The organism is Microbulbifer sp. SH-1 (assembly GCF_011326135.1).
GTDB lineage: Bacteria > Pseudomonadota > Gammaproteobacteria > Pseudomonadales > Cellvibrionaceae > Microbulbifer > Microbulbifer harenosus.
Genome location: NZ_CP046948.1, coordinates 2,528,682 through 2,547,278 on the forward strand (window position 1 = coordinate 2,528,682; position 18,597 = coordinate 2,547,278).

Here is an 18,597-nt window from a genome sequence, read left to right on the forward strand (position 1 = left end):
GCGCAAACATCCTGTTTGCGACGCTCCTGAATACCCGCAACCGGCGGCCCGCCTTCGCTTTGTGGTTTTTAACTTCGTAGCCAGTGGTGGCTACGCCTGAAAATAGAATAAACATGCTCAAGAACGTTTTATTGAATTGGGCAGCAACTGTCCTTACCTCTGTGCTTTTTGCTGCCCATGCCCTCGCGCTAGGTAATCCATCCTTTGTGTCCAAATCCCCTACTCCGGAAGATTTCCGACTTGTGGATCGCAAGGTATCCGCGCACCTGCTTGTGGATAAGAACGCAGATGCGGCGATCCAGCTGGCGATGCGGAATTTACAGGCGGATATCGAGCGGGTCAGCGGTTCCAGGCCAGTACTACTCAATAAAGTGAACGACGTCAGCACCCATACCGTGATCGCCGGTGAAATTGGCAAGAGTGCACTGATTGATCGCCTGATCAGCGAGCAGCGGATTGATGTGAGCGAGATAGCGGATAAGTGGGAAAGCTACCTGATCCAGGTGGTGGACGAGCCGCTGACCGGTGTGGATAAGGCGCTGGTGATCGCGGGGAGCGACCGACGCGCGGTGGCTTACGGGATTTATGAGATCAGCGAACAGATTGGTGTTTCACCCTGGTACTGGTGGGCAGATGTGCCGGTACGCAAAGCTGAGCGGATTTACATTGATGCAGATACACGTGTGCTGGATTGGCCGCGGGTCAAATACCGGGGAATATTTCTCAATGATGAGGCGCCGGCACTGACGAACTGGGTCAAGGAGAAGTACGGGGATTACAACCACCAATTCTATGAAAAAGTGTTTGAGCTGATGATGCGCCTGAAGGCGAACTATCTGTGGCCGGCGATGTGGAACAATGCCTTCAACGACGACGATCCACTGAATATGGTGCGCGCGCACGAGTACGGGATTGTGATGGGAACATCCCACCACGAGCCGATGATGCGGGCGGACAAGGAATGGAACCGGTATAGGGAGAATTTCGGTTCAGGCCGCGGTAAAGGCGCGTGGGACTATGCCGTGAATGCAGATGGGCTCTACGATTTCTGGAAGGAAGGGGCGGAGCGCAACAAGCCTTACGACAGCATCTATACCCTCGGCATGCGCGGACAGGCGGATACGCCCATGAGCGAGGAGCAGAATATCGGCCTGCTGAAAACAATTGTGAAAGACCAGCGGGAAATTCTCGGAGAGGTGTTTGACGATCGGCCACTCACCGAGGTGCCACAGCTTTGGGCGCTGTACAAAGAGGTGCAAGGCTACTACGAAAGCGGTATGCGGGTGCCGGAGGATGTGACGCTGCTGTGGGCGGACGACAACTGGGGCAATATCCGCAGACTGCCGACGCCGGAAGAACGGCAGCGCAGTGGCGGTGCCGGGGTCTATTACCACTTCGACTACGTTGGCGGGCCGCGCTCCTACCGCTGGATCAATGTCACCCCTATTGCCAAAGTGTGGGAGCAGATGAATCTGGCTTATGCCTATGGCGCCGACCGGATATGGCTGGTGAATGTGGGCGACCTGAAGCCGCAGGAGTTTCCCACAGAATTCTTTTTGCGCATGGCATGGAATCCGGAGACCTGGCCGAAGGAGCGATTAGCGGAATTCGGCGAACTATGGGCCGCGCGCGAGTTTGGCGCCGAACACGCAGAAGAAATTGCCGCATTGATCCAGGGATACAGCCGCCACAATGGCCGGCGCAAACCGGAGCTGCTGGAGCCAGGCACTTACAGCCAACACCATTATCAGGAAGCCAGTCGGCTTGATTCGGAACTGGCGGAGATGGTCGCGCGAGCGGAGGACATCTACCGGAAAATACCCCCGCGGCACCGGGATGCGTTTTTTCAACTGGTGCTCTATCCAGTCAAAGCCAGTGCGGTGGTTTCTCAGCTCTATACAGCCACCGCCCGCAATCACCTCTACGCCAGCCAGGGGCGGGCCGATACCAATGCGTTCGCGAACAAAGTCGAAGACCTGTTTGCGCTGGATGCCAGCCTGAGCAAGCAGTTCCACCATATCAACGGCGGCAAGTGGAACCATATGATGTCTCAGCCGCATATCGGCTATACGCATTGGAACAACCCTCCGGCCAATACGATGCCCGCACTGGCCCGTTACCAGCCCCACGGGGAAGCGGACATGGGTGTCGCGGTGGAAGGCAGCGGACAATTCTGGCCGGCCAGCGGCAATCTGGTTCTTCCAGAGTTCAGCCCCTACGGCGAAGCGAGCCACACCATCGAGCTGTTCAACCGCGGGACAAAACCGTTCGATTTTTCCGCAACCACAAGCGCGCCCTGGATTCACCTCAGTAAAACCGAGGGTACCGTAATGCAGCATACACTGCCGCTGTCCGTATCCATCGACTGGGAAAACGCCCCCGTGGGGAGGCACCAGGAAAGCATCGACATCAGGGGTACTGGCTGGGGCAGCGCGCGCGTGCGGGTGAATAGCTTCAAACCGGATGCGGATACCGCGCAGAATAGTAAGGGCTTCGTGGAAGCGGGCGGCTACGTCGCGATTGAGGCGGCCAATTTCAGCCGCAAACGGGATGCGGACGGCGCAGCCTGGGAGGAAATTCCCCTGCACGGTCGCACCCATTCGTCCATCTCAGTATTTCCCGCGAGCGACCGGGTGTTTGAAAATCCGCAACAGGCGCCCTTCGTGGAGTACGATCTGACGCTGTTCACTGCCGGAGAGATCCGTATACAGGGACTGTTTGCGCCCAGCCTGAACTTTCGGCCTGGGCGCGGCATGCGCTATGCCATTGCGCTGGATGACGCAGAGCCGCAGGTGGTGGATATCCTGGCCGATCTGTCACCAAACGCGTGGGAAACGGCGGTGAAAGACGGCGTGCGTAAATCCGAGTCCATACACCGGGTCACGAAACCCGGGCAGCACAGGCTGCGTATCTATGCCATGGACCCTGGCGTTACACTGCAGAAGATCCTGGTGGATACCGGTGGCCTGGAACCCTCTTATCTCGGGCCGCCCGAGAGCCGCCTAGTTGGGACACCGTAACCGGAATCACTCCCCCTATAAATTTTCACGGCGGCCCCGCAAACAAAAAAGCCCACCGGTGCAACGGTGGGCTTTTTGTTTTGATATCAACAACGATGGCTAGCGAATAACCACGGTTGCTTCTGCAAATTGTGGCGCTGTCAGGTAGGCTCCCTGCCCCGATCCGACCGTGAGATGTACCCGGCCCCGATAAGGCTGGAAAATCCCCGTATTGTCCACGTAGGCGATATCGTCACTTTTGATGACGAACTGCAGCTTCGCCGATTCACCCGATGCCAGTTGCGTATGCCTGAATGCCTTGAGCTCACGAATCGGGACCTCAACCGGCGCGTCCGGCAGACTCAGGTAAACCTGACTGATTTCTCCACCGGCACGCTCACCGCTGTTGGTCAGAGTCACATCAATCGCAAGCTCCTCTCCCGGCGCAATGGTCTCGGGAACGCTCAAATTGCTGTAAGCGAACTGTGTGTAACTCAGACCGTGGCCAAATGGATAGAGCACATCGCCGGTAAAATAACGATAGGTGCGATTGGCAAACGAATAGCCCTTGAAGTCCGGCAGATCCTCGACACTGCGGTAGAAGGTTACCGGCAAACGACCAGACGGATTCGCATCGCCCCATAACAGGCGCGCCAGCGCGGTGCCGGTGGCTTCACCTGGATAGAACGCCTGCACGATCGCGTTGAGATTTTTGTCTTCCCAGTTGAGTGCCATCGCGCTGCCACTGAAGTTGACCATTACGATAGGTTTGCCCAGCGCTTTCAGTTTTCGCAGCAGGTCGTGCTGGACGGAAGGCAGTTTTATATGCGTGCGATCCCCGTGATCAAACCCTTCCAGCTGCACCGACATTTCCTCGCCCTCAAGCTCCGCAGAGATACCGCCGGTGAAAATGATGACTTCCGCCCCGCGCGCTATTTCTACCGCCTCGGCCGCGTAATCTCGGGATGTATTGACCCAGGTCAACTGGACTTCCGGTTCCAACGGGTCGCCCGATACCGTGCGTAGATACACGTCTGACAGGGTCAGGGAATATTCCCGCCCGGCGATAAGTGACACGGCACCGCCAACAGGTTGACCATCAAGCAACAGCTCACCACCGGTTTTGAACAGGTAGCTTCCCGAGGTTTGCGGAACCAGTACGCCTTTCCATACAACGCCAAAGTCTCCATTCACCGAGTCGTCAATGGGCGAGCGGGTCCAGTAAAAATCCACCACCGGATCGACGCGGGTGAACGCCGGGGCTTCCGCCAATGTCGTTGCCGGTATATAGCGGAAATCACGCGCTTTCTGGCCCCGCGCGAGATCGACGGGATAATACTCCGCTTTCAGGCCCGCCTGCAGTTCGCCAGCGCTATTGCGGTGAAACAGGTTTTCGGCACTGACGATTTCATAGTGTCCGTATTGATCGGCAATCAGTGCGGAGCCCGGCGCGTGGACCACATTGCCTGCTCCGGCACGCGAGCGAATCCCCTGAAGTGGGGTCACCGCATTGATCGGAGAACCATGGTAGTTCCCCACCAGTACCGAGAAATTGGTCGCGTTTGGGCCGATAACGGCAACTTTGGTGCCTTCCGCCAGGGGAAGTACGCCATCGTTTTTCAGCAGCACCATGGATTTTTCCGCGACTTTTTCCGTCAGCGCCAGGTGCTCTTCAGACCCCACGACCGACATGGGAATCTGCGTGTAAGGCACGGATTCGGCGGGGTCGAACATGCCGAGTTTGAAGCGCGTGGTAAACAGGCGTTTGACCGCCGTGTCGATGTCGCTTTCGTCGATCATGTCGCGCTGCAATGCGAACCCCAGGCTGGCGAAGGTGCTGAGGCGGCCGGTGCCGCAGTTCACATCAGTGCCGGCTTTCAATGCCCAGGCCGCGGCCTCCGCCGGGGCCCTGACCAGGTTGTGGGCATCGGGGTCGTAGAAATCGGCGATTGCGCCGCAGTCCGATACCACATGCCCGTCAAAGCCCCACTGGTCCCGCAGGGTTTCTTTCAGCAGCATATCGCTGCCACAGGCCGGCTCACCATTGACGCGGTTGTAGGCACACATGACCGCCTCCACATCCGCGTCCACCACAGCGGTCTTGAACGCAGGGAAATAGGTCTCGGCCAGGTCTTTCTTACTCGCCGTATAGTCATCGGAGTGACGGGATTTTTCCGGGCCGCTGTGCACGGCGAAATGTTTCGCCATCGCCGCAGTTTTGAGATAGCGGGGGTCGTCGCCCTGAAGTCCGTTGATAAAAGACAGCGCCATTTGCCCGGTGAGGTATGGATCTTCACCATAGGTCTCCTGCCCCCGGCCCCAGCGCGGGTCGCGGAAGATATTGATGTTAGGCGACCAGAATGTCAGTCCGGTATAGCGGAACGCCATACCGTTGTCGGCAAAGTAGTGGTGCTTGGCCCGCGCCTCATCGGAAATCGCCGTAGCTACTTCCCCCAACAGCTGATCGTCGAACGTTGCCGCCAGACCGATGGCCTGGGGAAAGACCGTGGCCTTGCCGGCGCGGGCCACGCCGTGCAGCGCTTCATTCCACCAGTCGTATTTTGCTACGCCCAGACGTTCAATGGCCGGGGCGTCATTGTAGAGCTGGCTGATTTTTTCCGACAGCGTCATCCGCGCCACCAGGTCGTCAACCCGCTGCGGCAGGGGAAGCGCAGTGTCTAGATACGGCATGCTGTCGGTAGCCGCCTGCGGCGCGGCGCCGGCATCAGCATGATCGGTGGTGCCTTCCGGCCCCTTGCTGCAGGCAGTGAGCAGCAGGATGCACAGCGGCAAGGTGAGAGCTTTATTCATTGTTATCTTCCTCAGTCTATCGCGGCAAAAAGTGTAACCAGTGTACCTGTATATTGTAAACGTTTACATTTGTTGGTAGCGTTACCCTTAACGGGTGCAGAATCCGCGCATGACGGCGCGCGACCGCTGGCGTAAAGCGCAAGAATAACAACCACCTGCACCACTGCGATGAGGAAGCAACAATGCAAGTCCGCCTGTCCCCTCGTGTGTGTCTGACCCTAGGACTCATCACCACTCTGCAACTTACAATGCCGGCTGCCGCGGAGGTCAGTCTGCCGCGGCTCGTCAGCGATGGCATGGTGCTGCAGCGGGATGCCGCCGTAAATATCTGGGGCCGGGCGGATGCGGGAGAAGAGGTCCGAGTTGAGTTTCAGGGCCAGCGGTACACAGCGGAGGCCGGCGACAGCGGCAACTGGTCGGTAACGCTCAAATCGCTTCCGGCCGGCGGCCCCTACACAATGACCATCGCCGGGGAAAACCGTATCGAGCTCAAGGATATTTTCATCGGCGATGTGTGGCTGGCTTCAGGACAGTCGAACATGGAGTATCCCATCAACCGGATCGTCCACCGCTTCGCCGATGAAATCGCCGCGGTCAACAACCCGCGTATTCGCCAGTTCCGGGTGCCCCAGACCTACGACTTCCATACCCCACGCACGGATCTGGAGGCAGGACAGTGGCTGCCGGCTACCCAGGAAAATATTCAGGACTTTTCGGCGGTCGCCTACTTCTTCGCCGCCGACATCGAGCACTCTGAAAGGGTGCCGATCGGCATCATCAACAGCAGCCTGGGAGGCTCGCCGGCGGAGGCCTGGGTCAGCGAGGAAACCCTGAAAAAATTTCCCGAACACCTCAATGAGCTTCAGCGTTTCAAGGACGATGGACTGATTGAACAAATTGAACGCTCGGACCGCAAACATAGCGAAGCCTGGCACCGGGAAGCCGATCACAACGACAGGGGTTACAAGCGCTGGCACGTGGAAGATCTGGAAGTCGACGATTGGTCCACCATGGCCGTACCCGGCTACTGGGCCGACACGGCTCTGGGAAAAACCAACGGCGTTGTCTGGTTCCGCAAAACCATCACCCTACCGGAAACACTCGCCGGAAAATCCGGTCTGCTGGAGCTAGGCCGCATCGTTGATGCAGACGAAACCTGGATCAACGGAGAGAAAGTGGGCAATACCACCTATCTCTACCCTCGCCGGCGCTACAGCGTGCCTGAGGGACTATTAAAAGCCGGTGAAAACACCATTGCCATCCGCGTGACCAATGGTGGTGGCCGCGGCGGCTTCGTCGAAGACAAACCCTACGCACTCACGGTGGCCGGCGAGCGCATTGATCTGCGCGGTAAATGGCACTACAAGCTGGGTACAACCATGGAGCCCGTGGGAAGTCAGACCTTTGTGCGCTGGAAACCCGCCGGCCTGTACAATGCCATGCTCCACCCGCTGCAGAAATATTCTGTCCGCGGTGCGCTCTGGTACCAGGGCGAATCCAATGTTGGGCGTGCGGACGAGTACAGACGGTTGTTACCGGCACTGATCCGCGATTGGCGCGAAGGTTGGAAACAAAATACCGGCAACAAGGAACTGCCCTTCCTGTTTGTACAACTGCCGAATTTCCTGGAGCCGCAGGACAAACCCGGCAACAGCGGATGGGCGGAATTTCGCGAAGCTCAGACAAGTGCACTCGAACTGCCCAATACCGCCATGGCGGTTACCATCGATGCCGGTGAGTGGAATGACATACATCCTCTGGATAAAAAAACGGTGGGCCAACGATTGGCACTGGCGGCGAGAAAGCTGGTCTACCGCCACGACAACATCACGGCTTACGGCCCGCAACTGACATCGGCGACGTTCACCGGAGATAAAGCGGTGCTGCGTTTTTCAAGCGCCCAGGGCGAGCTGATAGCGAAACCCTGCAATACGGATTGCCGTCATCGCGAAGCAGATTCTCCGCTGTTTGAATTTGCCATTGCCGGCAGCGACGGCCGCTATGTCTGGGCCAACACCCGAATTTCCGGTGACAGCGTCGAGGTCTGGAGCGATCAGGTGAGCCAACCGCATTCCGTACGCTATGCCTGGGCCGATAATCCGGCAGAGGCCAATCTTTACAATCGCGCGGGTCTGCCCGCGGCGCCCTTTCAGGTGGATCGAACAGACACCGGAAAAGCCTCTCAGCAGAAGTCTCCCACCACAGCAGCAGGAGTAACGCAGTGAACTATCGCCAACTGGGAAAGACCGGTTACCGGGTCAGTGAAATCGGCCTTGGCTGTTGGCAGCTGGGAGGAGATTTTGGGCCCATAGCGGACGATACCGCGAACGCGATTCTCGACGCAGCTGCCGCACATGACATCAACTTCTGGGATACCGCCGACGTGTATGGCGGCGGCCAGAGTGAACAGCGCATCGGCAACTTCCCACACAAACCCGACAATCTGCTGGTGGCAACCAAGGTGGGGCGCAACCCAACGCTGTACCCGGATGGTTACAGTCTCGCGACAGTGCGCGCGAGCCTGCAGGCCTCTGCCCGGCGCCTTGGTGTACACACCATCGACCTGGCCCAGCTGCACTGTGTGCCGCCTGCCGTGTTGGAACAGGGGGACATCTTCACCTGGATGGAAGAACTGCAGAACGAGGGCCTGGTCCGCCATTACGGCGCCAGCGTGGAAACCATCGAGGAAGCCTTTACCTGCCTGGAAAACCCGGGGCTCGCCACCCTGCAGATCATCTTCAACCTCTTCCGCCAGGACGCCGCAGAGGCGCTGTTGGACGCGGCAAAGGAAAAAAACGTAGGCGTTATCGTGCGCCTGCCGCTCGCCTCCGGCCTGCTTTCCGGCAAATTTACCCGCGACAGCCGCTTTGCCGAGGGCGACCACCGCAACTACAACCGCGATGGTGCCGCCTTTTCCGTAGGCGAAACCTTTGGCGGTATTCCATTTGAAAAAGGGGTAGAGCTGGCAGAAGGACTCAAGGCACTATTGCCAGATAGCGCGCATTGCGGTCAGGCAGCACAGGCACTGCGCTGGATTCTGGATCACCCGGCGGTTTCCACCGTCATTGCCGGCGCATCGAGTCCCCAACAAATCGCCAACAACGCGTCGGCTTCCGACCTTGCCCCCCTTTCCGAATCTACACATCGAACGCTGGCGGAGTACTACCAAAAGCAGGTGCGCCCGTATATTCGCGGCGCGATCTGAACCGACAGACGGTACAGAAACGGCGCGGCAAAAGCGGCAAGAGTGCCAATAAACTGGAGAAAAACATGGCAGCGTCAAAAAACAAAACATTCACAGCCGGCTGCGCGCTGTTACTGGCCACCACCTTTGGCGGTGCTCCCTGTATACAGGCCAAGCCGACCGTCAGCGGTGATCTTCGTTTCAATCAGTTGGGATTCTCCCCGCTGTCGGAAAAGATCGCCGTTCTTGTCACGCAAGACTCTCCAGAAGTTTCACCAAAGTTTGCAGTGCGCGCCGTCGAGACCGGCGAGGCGATGCTGACCGGTCAACTGAAACCGGGCCACGAGAAAACCTTAAGTGGTAAAAGCACACTGGTTGCGGACTTCTCCGGCCTGACAACACCCGGCCACTACTATCTGGAAATTACCGGCACCGAAGCTGCCGATGTGCTTCGATCAACACCGTTCGACGTAGACCAAGAGATTTACCAGGACCTCGCCGCTGCCAGTATCAAAGCGTTCTATTACCAGCGCGCCTCCACGGAACTCAAGGAAGTCCACGCGGGCCCCTGGCACCGCGCCGCCGGTCACCCGGACGACAAGGTACTGATTCACGCGTCCGCCGCCGACGACACGCGCCCGGAAAATACCCTGGTGTCCGCCCCTAAAGGCTGGTACGACGCTGGTGACTACAACAAATACGTGGTCAACAGCGGCATTACCATGGGCACTCTAATGAGTGTCTACGAGCGCTATCCGGCGTACTTTCTCACACAGTCCCTGAATATTCCTGAGTCGGAAAATACCCTGCCAGACATTCTCGACGAGGTGCGCTACAACCTGGACTGGCTCGCTGCCATGCAGGACCCGTCCGATGGCGGCGTTTATCACAAACTCACCACCGCCGGTTTTGAAGGGATGGTGGCCGCACACCACGCCACACAACCTCGCTATATGGTGCAGAAAACCACAGCCGCAACGCTGGATTTTGCCGCGGTGATGGCGCAGGCCGCGCGCGTCTATGCGCCCTACGGAGAAAAGGAAAGTAAACGCTATTTACAGGCGGCCCTGGCCGCCTGGCAGTGGGCAGAGAAACACCCAGCGGTAACGTATCGGCAGGACGAACTCAACCGCCAGTTCGACCCGGATGTGACCACCGGCGCCTACAACGACGAGCAGCTGGACGACGAGCGCCTGTGGGCGGCGGCGGAACTCTTTCTCGCCACCGACGACGCAAATTACTGGAAAGTGATCCGCTCCGCGCCCTCCGAATATGAGTTGCCCACCTGGGCAAGTGTGCGCTGGCTCGGCTACTACAGCCTGCTCGCCCACAAAGAAAAATTGCCGCAGGACAGCGGCCCCTGGCGCAGCGCGCTTGAGAAGAATCTCACGGTCGCCGCGCGGCAATTGCGCAGCGCCGGCGAGCGCAGTGCCTATCGCGTACCTATGGTGAGCGATCCCGATCTGTTTGTGTGGGGCAGCAATGCCGTGGCGGCCAACCAGGGCATCCTGTTTCTCGAGGCCTTCCGGATCACTGGCGACAGCGGCTTTCTGCGCAGTGCCGAAGCCACACGGGACTATTTGCTGGGCCGCAATGCGACCGGTTTTTCCTACATCACCGGTTTCGGCCACAAAACGCCCCAACAACCCCACCATCGCTTGGCGGCGGCCAACCCCGACATGCCACCGCTGCCCGGCTTCCTGGTGGGTGGACCCAACCCTTCACAGCAGGACGGGTGCGAGTACACCAGCAAGGTGGCCGACGAGTCCTACACCGATCACGTGTGCAGTTACGCCAGTAATGAAATCGCCATTAACTGGAATGCGCCACTGGCCTATCTGGTTAACGGGTTGAATGCCATCGAACGTCAGCACAGTGACGGTTGTCCACATCATGCGCAGAGCGGCGACGCCGGCAAACACAATCAACACAAGTCTCACCAGAAAGAACACCACCATGAATAAGTAGCGGAAGTCACTGGTTGCCACGACGTGCTGGCGGCACCTCTGGCCAGCGTCTCTGCACTGCCCGAGCTGGTAGAGCGGAGCAGCCATCACGCCAGGGCGATGAGTATCGCTACATTGCCGGTGCCTGTGTACTGGGCGCTGCATTGATGAAATCCACGCTGTAGAGGCTTGATGTAGGAGCTTGATGTAGGAGTTTGCTTGCAAGCGAACATTTGGTACCTGGGCCGAGCAGCCATCCCTGGAGCGATATCCGGCCCTGCAGGCAGGCTCCTACAAAAATGAGGCACAAAAGGAAGTCTATGAAAAAAATAAAACCTGGTTTGTTCGCGGCACTTTTGCTGTCGCTTACTGCAAACGCAAAGACCGAGAACGCCGCTACCTTCGACTGGTTCGAATACCGCGGCGAAGACGCTGTTTTCGATCAACCTATCGAGAACGATGAATACCGCAATCCTATCCTCGCCGGCTATTACCCGGACCCGAGCATCGTGCAGGTGGGCGGCGACTATTATCTGGTGAATTCGAGTTTCGCCCACTTCCCCGGCATCCCTGTATTTCACAGCCGCGACCTGGTGAGCTGGACCCAACTCGGCCATGTGATCGACCGCCCCGGGCAGCTGGATTTTTCCGACCTCGGTATTTCCCGCGGCATTTTTGCCCCGGCCATCAGCTACCACGAGGGGACATTTTATCTCGTCACCACCTGTGTGGACTGCGGGGGCAATTTTGTGGTCACCGCCAGGAATCCCGCGGGTCCCTGGTCGGACCCGGTGTGGCTACCGGAAGTGGGTGGCATCGACCCCTCACTGTTCTTCGACGACGACGGTAAAGCCTATATCCTCAACAACGATGCGCCGATCGGTGAGCCTCTGTACGATGGCCATCGCGCCATCTGGGTCCAGGAATTCGATGCGAAGAACCTGAAAACCACCGGGCCGCGCAAGTTGATTGTCAACGGCGGTGTGGACCTCGCGGCAAAACCGGTGTGGATTGAGGGCCCGCATCTGCAGCGCAGAAACGGTCAGCTTTACCTGACCGCCGCCGAAGGCGGTACCAGTGTGAATCACTCGCAGGTGGTGTTCAAAGGCGAATCGCCATTCGGGCCGTTTACCCCCTGGGATAAAAACCCCATCCTCACCCAGCGCCATCTGGATCCAGTGCGCCCGGATCCCGTCACCTCCGTGGGCCACGCAGATTTCGTACAGGATGCGGAAGACAACTGGTGGGCAGTATTCTTGGGCACCCGCCCCTACGAGGGGGATTTCTACAACACGGGGCGCGAGACCTTCCTGATGCCTGTGACCTGGGAAGACGGCTGGCCGGTGATCACCCGCGGCGAGCAGCGGATTCCATTCGTAGCCAAACGTCCGGCGCTGCCAGCGCAACCCGCCGCCGCCATACCCACGACCGGTAACTTCACCCTGCGGGACGAGTTCGATTCACCGCAGCTGCCTCTGCACTGGTTGCAGCTGCGCAATCCATCCCCGCAGCCCTGGTACAGCCTGGAGCACACGCCCGGAAGCCTGCAGCTCACCCCCACAGCTACCGCCCTCGGCGATAAAGGCAACCCGGCGTTTGTGGCCCGCCGCCAGCAGCACCTGCAGGCCGTCGCTACCACACAGATGCACTACCGCCCGCGCCAGGAGAGCGACCGCGCCGGGATGGCGGTTTTCCAGAACAGTGAGCACTTCTACTTCTTCGGTGTCACCGGCAACGCCAAGGGTGGCGCAGAGGTGATCGTCAGCCGCCGCGATGGCGGAGCCTCCACTCAGGGAGAGACCATTGCCCGCAGTCCCCTGGCAACCGCTACAGACAAACCAGTCGATATCCAGCTGCGCCTCACCACCCGCGGCCCCGAATACGACTTCCACTACAGCCTCGACAGCGGCAAACACTGGCAGCCATTGCTGCTGGCGGCGGACGGCCGTGTAGTGAGCACGCGCAACGCCGGGGGCTTCGTCGGCGCGGTGATCGGACTTCACGCCTTCCGCGGTATGGAATGACGGAGGCTCCTCCCCTTCGGGGGAGGACGCGGAGCAAATAGGGGGCTGGCAGACTCAGAGTGTACAATTGCGCCTGAACACGTGCGTCTTACACACTGCGACCGGTCAACGCCATGCTCCTAGCCTCCAAGTACAGCCTCCCCGACTGCCCGGAACACACATTGCAACGGCCGCGGCTACTGTCGCTGCTGGAGCAAAGCCAGAGTGACCAGCTGTTGCTGGTCACTGCCCCTGCGGGTTATGGCAAGACCACCCTGGTCACCTCCTGGGCCGCGGAGCGGGACCACCCTGTGGCCTGGTACTCCCTCGACAGCGGCGACAACGAGCCCGGTCAATTCTGCCGCTATCTGGTCGAGAGTGTGCACCGCGCCACTGGCAATGGTGTACCGGAAACCAGCAGGATTCTCGCCGCCCAGCACAGTCTCGACCCATCTTTGGTTATCAGTCAGATGCTGGCGGAACTGCGCCAGCTCCCCAGCGAGCTGCGCATCGTCCTCGACGACTACCACCAGATCGACAATCCCGCCGTACACGATGCCACCCGCTTCCTGCTGCGCCACGCCCCCGCCGGCATCGGCGTGGTCATCACCAGCCGCAGCCAGCCCCCACTGGGGCTCGGTGCCCTGCGCCTGCAGGGCCGTCTGCTGGAATTGACCGCGGCAGACCTGGCGCTGACCATCGACGAGACCACGCAACTGCTGGCGCGGCGCCTGCCCTTTACCCTCGGCAGCGACCGCGTGGCCCAGCTGCATCATTTGTCTGAAGGCTGGCCACCGGCGGTGCAGATGTTCGCGCTCTCGGTCCGCGATCGGGAGGAGGTGGATCGCTATCTTGGCGAATTGGAACAAGGCCACGGACACATCCTCGACTACCTGGCAGAAGAAGTTCTCGAGCGTCTGGAGCCAGCGCTGCGCCAGCTGTTGGCGCGCACTTCCATCCTCACCCGCGTCAACGGTCTGCTGGCTGAGCGCCTGAGCGGTCAGAGCGGCGGCCAGCAGCAGCTGGAAACCGCCGCCAGCCGCGGCCTCTTCCTGCAGGCGCAGGATTCCAGCCGCCAGTGGTTCCGCTTCCACCCGGTATTCGCGCGTTTCCTGCAGCGCCAGTTGGGCGACGGCGAAGAGCTTACCCGCCTTCACCAGACCGCCAGCGACACCTGGCAGGAACTCCATCAGCCACTGGAGGCCCTGCGCCACGCGCTGAAGGCGCAGGACCGCCTGCGGGTGCACCGTCTGATCGCCGAACAGGGCGAGCAGTTCCTGCGCGAGGGACAGTTCCGCGTACTGAACGACAGCCTCAACTGGCTGGGCGAAGAGCAGATCAAACAACACGCCTCGTTCACCCTGCTGGCGGCGCGCCTTGCCCGCGACAGTTTCGACTACGAGCGCTGCAACAAACTGCTGGCCGCCGCCGAGAGCTGGCTGCAGCGGGAAGACCCCAGACAGTGGCAGGCCTTCGAGGGTGCCTTCGCCGCAATGCGCGCACAGGTGTCGGTTTCCCGCGGCCAGATTCTCAAGGCCAAAGAATACGCCCAGGAAGCGCTGGAGTTACTGCCGAGAGACCAGGAAAACGAGCGCATCGCCGCGCAGCTGGTGATCGGCGAAACCAGCTTTTGTCTCGGTGAATTGGACCAGGCCATGCACCACATGGAAGCGGTAGAAAAGGCCACCCTCGCCCGTCACGATCTGCCCAACGCCGCCTGGGCCCTGTGCCAGCAGTCCGAGATCGCGTTCGCCAACGGCCTGCTGAAGAAAGCCGCCGCGCTGCAGGCGCGCGCCCAGCGGCTGGTCGAGGAACACCACTTGGTGGGCCTGCCCATCTCCGAATTCATTTACCGTCTGAAAGGCCAGCTGCAGTGGGAGGCCGGCGATCTGGATGGCGCCGCAGAGTCCGCCCGCCGCGGTATGCAAATCAACCGCAAGGTGGGCGAACGCTGGTTGCTGCCGGAATACACCCTGCTACTGAAAGTCGCGCTGGCGCGCGGCGACAAAGACGAAAGCCTGGAGTGGCTGGAGCGGGTGGAACACCTGCTTGCCGGTGAACACTACCACCGCGATTGGGTCGCCAATGCTGATGCCGCAAGAATGAGAGTCTGGCAGGCGCTGGAAAATACCGAGGCTATCGCCACCTGGCAGGAACAGGCAGAGCCGGTGGCCGACCGCCCCAGCAACCACTTCGAACAGTGCCACGGCCGCAACCATGTGCGCGCACTCATTTCATTGCACCGCTGGTCCGATGCCAACCGTCTTTTAGGCCGCCTGCAACAGGTGGCCGAAGAGTGCGGGCTGATTACCGACCAGCTGCGCAACCGCGTACTTGCCGCCCACCTGGCGTGGCTGCGGGAACGCCGTGAAATGGCCTTGGAGCACCTCCGCTCCGCACTGAACATCATGCAGGAGAGCGACCTGAGCGCGAGTTTCCTGCAGGTCGGCAAACCCATGATCGTGCTGTTGAAAGCCGCGATGGAGGAAACCGGAGAGTTCGCACTCAACGAGCAGCAGACGGAGAAAGCCCAGCAACTGATCCGACTCGCCCAGCAGCAACCGGAACTGGGCGGCGGCATTCGCATCGAGCTGGACGAAACCATCGTGCGCGAGATACTTGCCAGCGACGCCATCCCCGACTTCCTGCGTCACTCCCCCCTCACCCCGCGCGAGTGGCAGGTGCTGAACGCCATCCACTCCGGCCTCTCCAACGAACGCATCGCGCGACACTTCAAGGTCGCCCCAAGCACCATCAAAACCCACATCCGCAGCCTTTACCAAAAGCTGGATGTGAAAGATCGCCAGGAAGCGATTGCACTGGCGGAGCAGCTGTTGCGGTCGGTGCAGGACAAGCCCTAAGCGCGAGCGCGGAGATCCTGATCGAAGATCCGGAAGCCTACAAAGCATTATTTCTTGTAGGTGAAGACGGTAAAGAGATTGTTACTCCCTGGTGCCATGGCTACATGCGCGCTGTGGCCATGCGCCCGCACAGTTGGCTTGGTCTACCGGACGACATCCAGCAACACCAGGGCAGCATTGCCCTGTTCGGCTCGGCGACGGGGGAGGAATCGCTGAACCAGCAAACGGAAGAAATTGTTGAAAAACTGCAGCGCAAAATCGACCCCGCCGCCCGCGCCATTCACGCCTACTGGCTGGAGCAGCGCCGGGACCAAATACCCCCCGCCCAGCCGCACATCGCCGATCCCAAAACAGGTCGCAATGATCCCTGTCCCCGCGGTAGCGGCAAAAAATACAAGAAGTGCTGCCTGCACTGACATTTTTCGCAATCGGCCTTCAGCTTGTCGGCGCTGGCCTGGACTTCCGGGCCAACTTCCGGGGAAATTCTATTGAAGACCTCATTTTGCAATTCTTGCATTGACGTGACATCGAAGACTGGACGATGTTCGAAATCGAAACTATAAAAATTCTGCGCAAAACAGTTCCCGACAAAGTGTCCATCAGTAAATGAGTTTTTTACCTGCACCATCCGCCGGCAAGACAAACTTACCTAATCGCAACGAGCTGGATGCTCGACCGCCCCCGTTGCCCAGAGGTAGCCAGACCTGTACGTTCAACATATTTGCCGCCTTGCAAACAAAGGTTGTGGCCCACTCTTGGAAACCCGGAAGCACGGAGAGCGTGGGCGCACCGCAGTGGCAGGAAAGCCGGACTAAGCAGTCGAGCATAGGCGGGAACTACCCCAATACAGTGACCCCTCCCCCCCTATCGGGGAGGAGGTAAGCCACAACTGGCAACGCCATACTGACCCTAATGTAATAAGTATCCAATAACGGACTCACGGTATGAGCGGTAATCACACAGGCAAAGCGAACGGGGAATGGTGGCGCAACGGCGTTATTTACCAGATCTATCCGCGCAGTTTTTGCGACGCCAACGGCGACGGTATCGGCGATCTGCCGGGTATCTGCCAGAAGCTCGACTATGTGAAATCTCTCGGTGTCGACGCCATCTGGATTTCACCCTTCTTCAAATCCCCGATGGTGGACTTCGGCTACGACGTGTCTGACTATCGGGACGTGGACCCGATCTTCGGCAACCTCGAGGATTTCGACCGGGTAATCGACAAGGCCCACGAGCTCGGCCTGAAGGTCATTATCGACCAGATCCTGAGCCACACCTCCGACCAGCACCCCTGGTTCGAGGAGAGCCGCCAGAGCCGCGACAACCCTAAGGCCGACTGGTATGTGTGGGCAGATGCAAAGGCCGACGGCAGCGCGCCGAACAATTGGATGTCCAACTTCAGTGGCAGCGCCTGGCGCTGGTGCACCCGCCGCCGCCAGTATTACCTGACCAACTTCCTGAAAGAGCAGCCGGACCTGAACCTGCACAACCCGGAAGTCCAGGAACAGCTGTTGGCGGACCTGAAATTCTGGCTCGACCGCGGTGTTGACGGATTCCGCCTGGACGCCATCAACCACGCATTCCACAACCGCTCGCTGGAAAACAATCCGCCGCGCCCCGTGAAACTGGACAAGAACGGCCTGCCGCCGGTGAACACCTACGAGCACCAGTGGCACATCCACGACAAGTCGCAGCCGGAGAACCTGGTGTTCCTGCAGCGCGTGCGCGCCCTGCTGGACGAGTATCCGGGCACCACGACCGTGGGCGAAGTGGGCGACGACAACACCCACAAGATCATGGCCGAGTACACCACGGAAAACCGCCTGCACATGGCCTATTCCTTCGACCTGCTGTCGGAAAACTGCTCGGCGCAGTTCCTGCGCGACACTTTGGAGAAGAACCGCCAGGTGATTGAGGACGGCTGGCCCTGTTGGTCGATCTCCAACCACGATGTGCCGCGCTCCATAACCCGCTGGAACAAGGGCTTCGACCCGGAAACCGCCCGCGCGCGCGCGCCGCTGTTCTTCTTGATGCAATTGATGCTGCGCGGCAGCGTGTGCATGTACCAGGGCGAGGAACTGGGTCTGCCGGAAGCAGAATTGGCATTCGAGGACCTGCAGGATCCCTACGGCATCAATCTGTGGCCAGAATTCAAGGGCCGCGACGGCTGCCGCACACCCATGCCCTGGTTCAACAGTGGCGAAATCAATGCCGGCTTCTCCAAGGTGAAGCCGTGGCTGCCGGTTGCGGAAGAGCACTATCACCTGGCCGCCTCGGTGCAGGAGGATGACCAGCACTCCATGCTGAACCGCTTCCGCGGCCTGCTGAAATGGCACGCCGACCTGTCGCCGGCACTGGCCACCGCCGACCAGCAAGTTCTGGATACAGGTGATGACCTGCTGGTGTTCGAACGGCACAGTGAAGAGGAAAGCTATTTTGTGGTGTTGAATCTGGGCAACCAGCCCGCCGTGTTCGCGCTGCCGGAGAAGTTTGCCGACAGCGAAGACATCACTCCCAGCGAGTTCGCGGGCGCGGTCAAAGGCACGCAGTTAGAACTGCCTGCGGCCGGCGCACGGGTCCTTCTCAAGAAATAAACACCGCCACCAGAACAGGAAAAAATTCGGATTTGTTGAGAAATTGGCGCCCACTTGCGCAAGTGAGGCGAACCAGACCCGGGGCAATAGGCTCAAAGGGTTACCTCTCAATAAGATCGTCAACTTTGTTGCTCTCTCGTCAAAGCACGCTTTCCAGTCTTTCTGGAATGTTTGAAGCCGGCTCTCGAGCCGGCTT

General features: G+C 59.5%; 9 protein-coding genes. 8 read left to right on the forward strand and 1 reads right to left on the reverse strand.

The window, feature by feature from the left end; all coding sequences use genetic code 11:
* Positions 1-206: 206 nt before the first annotated feature.
* Entirely contained in the window at positions 207-3,020 is a 2,814-nt protein-coding gene (locus GNX18_RS10600; RefSeq protein WP_240913970.1) for a glycosyl hydrolase 115 family protein, read from the forward strand.
* 99 nt (positions 3,021-3,119) lie between these two features.
* On the opposite strand, the gene GNX18_RS10605 is transcribed toward GNX18_RS10600, so the two are convergent.
* On the reverse strand, positions 3,120-5,810 hold the full coding sequence (locus GNX18_RS10605) for a glycoside hydrolase family 3 C-terminal domain-containing protein (protein ID WP_166217845.1): 2,691 nt from the start codon (positions 5,808-5,810) through the stop codon (positions 3,120-3,122).
* A 182-nt stretch (positions 5,811-5,992) separates the two neighbouring features.
* Between GNX18_RS10605 and GNX18_RS10610 the strand changes: the two genes are divergently transcribed.
* The 7 genes from GNX18_RS10610 to GNX18_RS10635 all read left to right on the forward strand — a co-directional run bounded on the left by GNX18_RS10610 (position 5,993) and on the right by GNX18_RS10635 (position 18,401).
* Positions 5,993-8,035, forward strand: a complete 2,043-nt coding sequence (locus tag GNX18_RS10610) for a sialate O-acetylesterase (protein WP_166217848.1) — start codon at positions 5,993-5,995, stop codon at positions 8,033-8,035.
* On the forward strand, positions 8,032-9,015 hold the full coding sequence (locus GNX18_RS10615) for an aldo/keto reductase (protein WP_166217851.1): 984 nt from the start codon (positions 8,032-8,034) through the stop codon (positions 9,013-9,015). Before GNX18_RS10610 ends, GNX18_RS10615 begins: the two co-directional genes overlap by 4 nt.
* 65 nt (positions 9,016-9,080) lie before the next feature.
* Positions 9,081-10,958: a glycoside hydrolase family 9 protein gene (locus GNX18_RS10620; RefSeq protein WP_166217854.1), complete on the forward strand. Its 1,878-nt coding sequence runs from the start codon at positions 9,081-9,083 to the stop codon at positions 10,956-10,958.
* 302 nt (positions 10,959-11,260) lie between these two features.
* Positions 11,261-12,964, forward strand: coding sequence for a glycoside hydrolase family 43 protein (locus GNX18_RS10625; protein ID WP_205827861.1), 1,704 nt, complete (start codon positions 11,261-11,263; stop codon positions 12,962-12,964).
* Between the two features lie 113 nt (positions 12,965-13,077).
* Positions 13,078-15,804: an HTH-type transcriptional regulator MalT gene (gene malT / locus GNX18_RS19655; protein WP_240913971.1), complete on the forward strand. Its 2,727-nt coding sequence runs from the start codon at positions 13,078-13,080 to the stop codon at positions 15,802-15,804.
* Positions 15,805-15,824: 20 nt separating this feature from the next.
* On the forward strand, positions 15,825-16,220 hold the full coding sequence (locus tag GNX18_RS10630; protein WP_240914360.1) for a UPF0149 family protein: 396 nt from the start codon (positions 15,825-15,827) through the stop codon (positions 16,218-16,220).
* 528 nt (positions 16,221-16,748) lie between these two features.
* Positions 16,749-18,401, forward strand: a complete 1,653-nt coding sequence (locus GNX18_RS10635) for an alpha-glucosidase (RefSeq protein ID WP_166217863.1) — start codon at positions 16,749-16,751, stop codon at positions 18,399-18,401.
* The last annotated feature ends 196 nt before the right edge of the window (positions 18,402-18,597 follow it).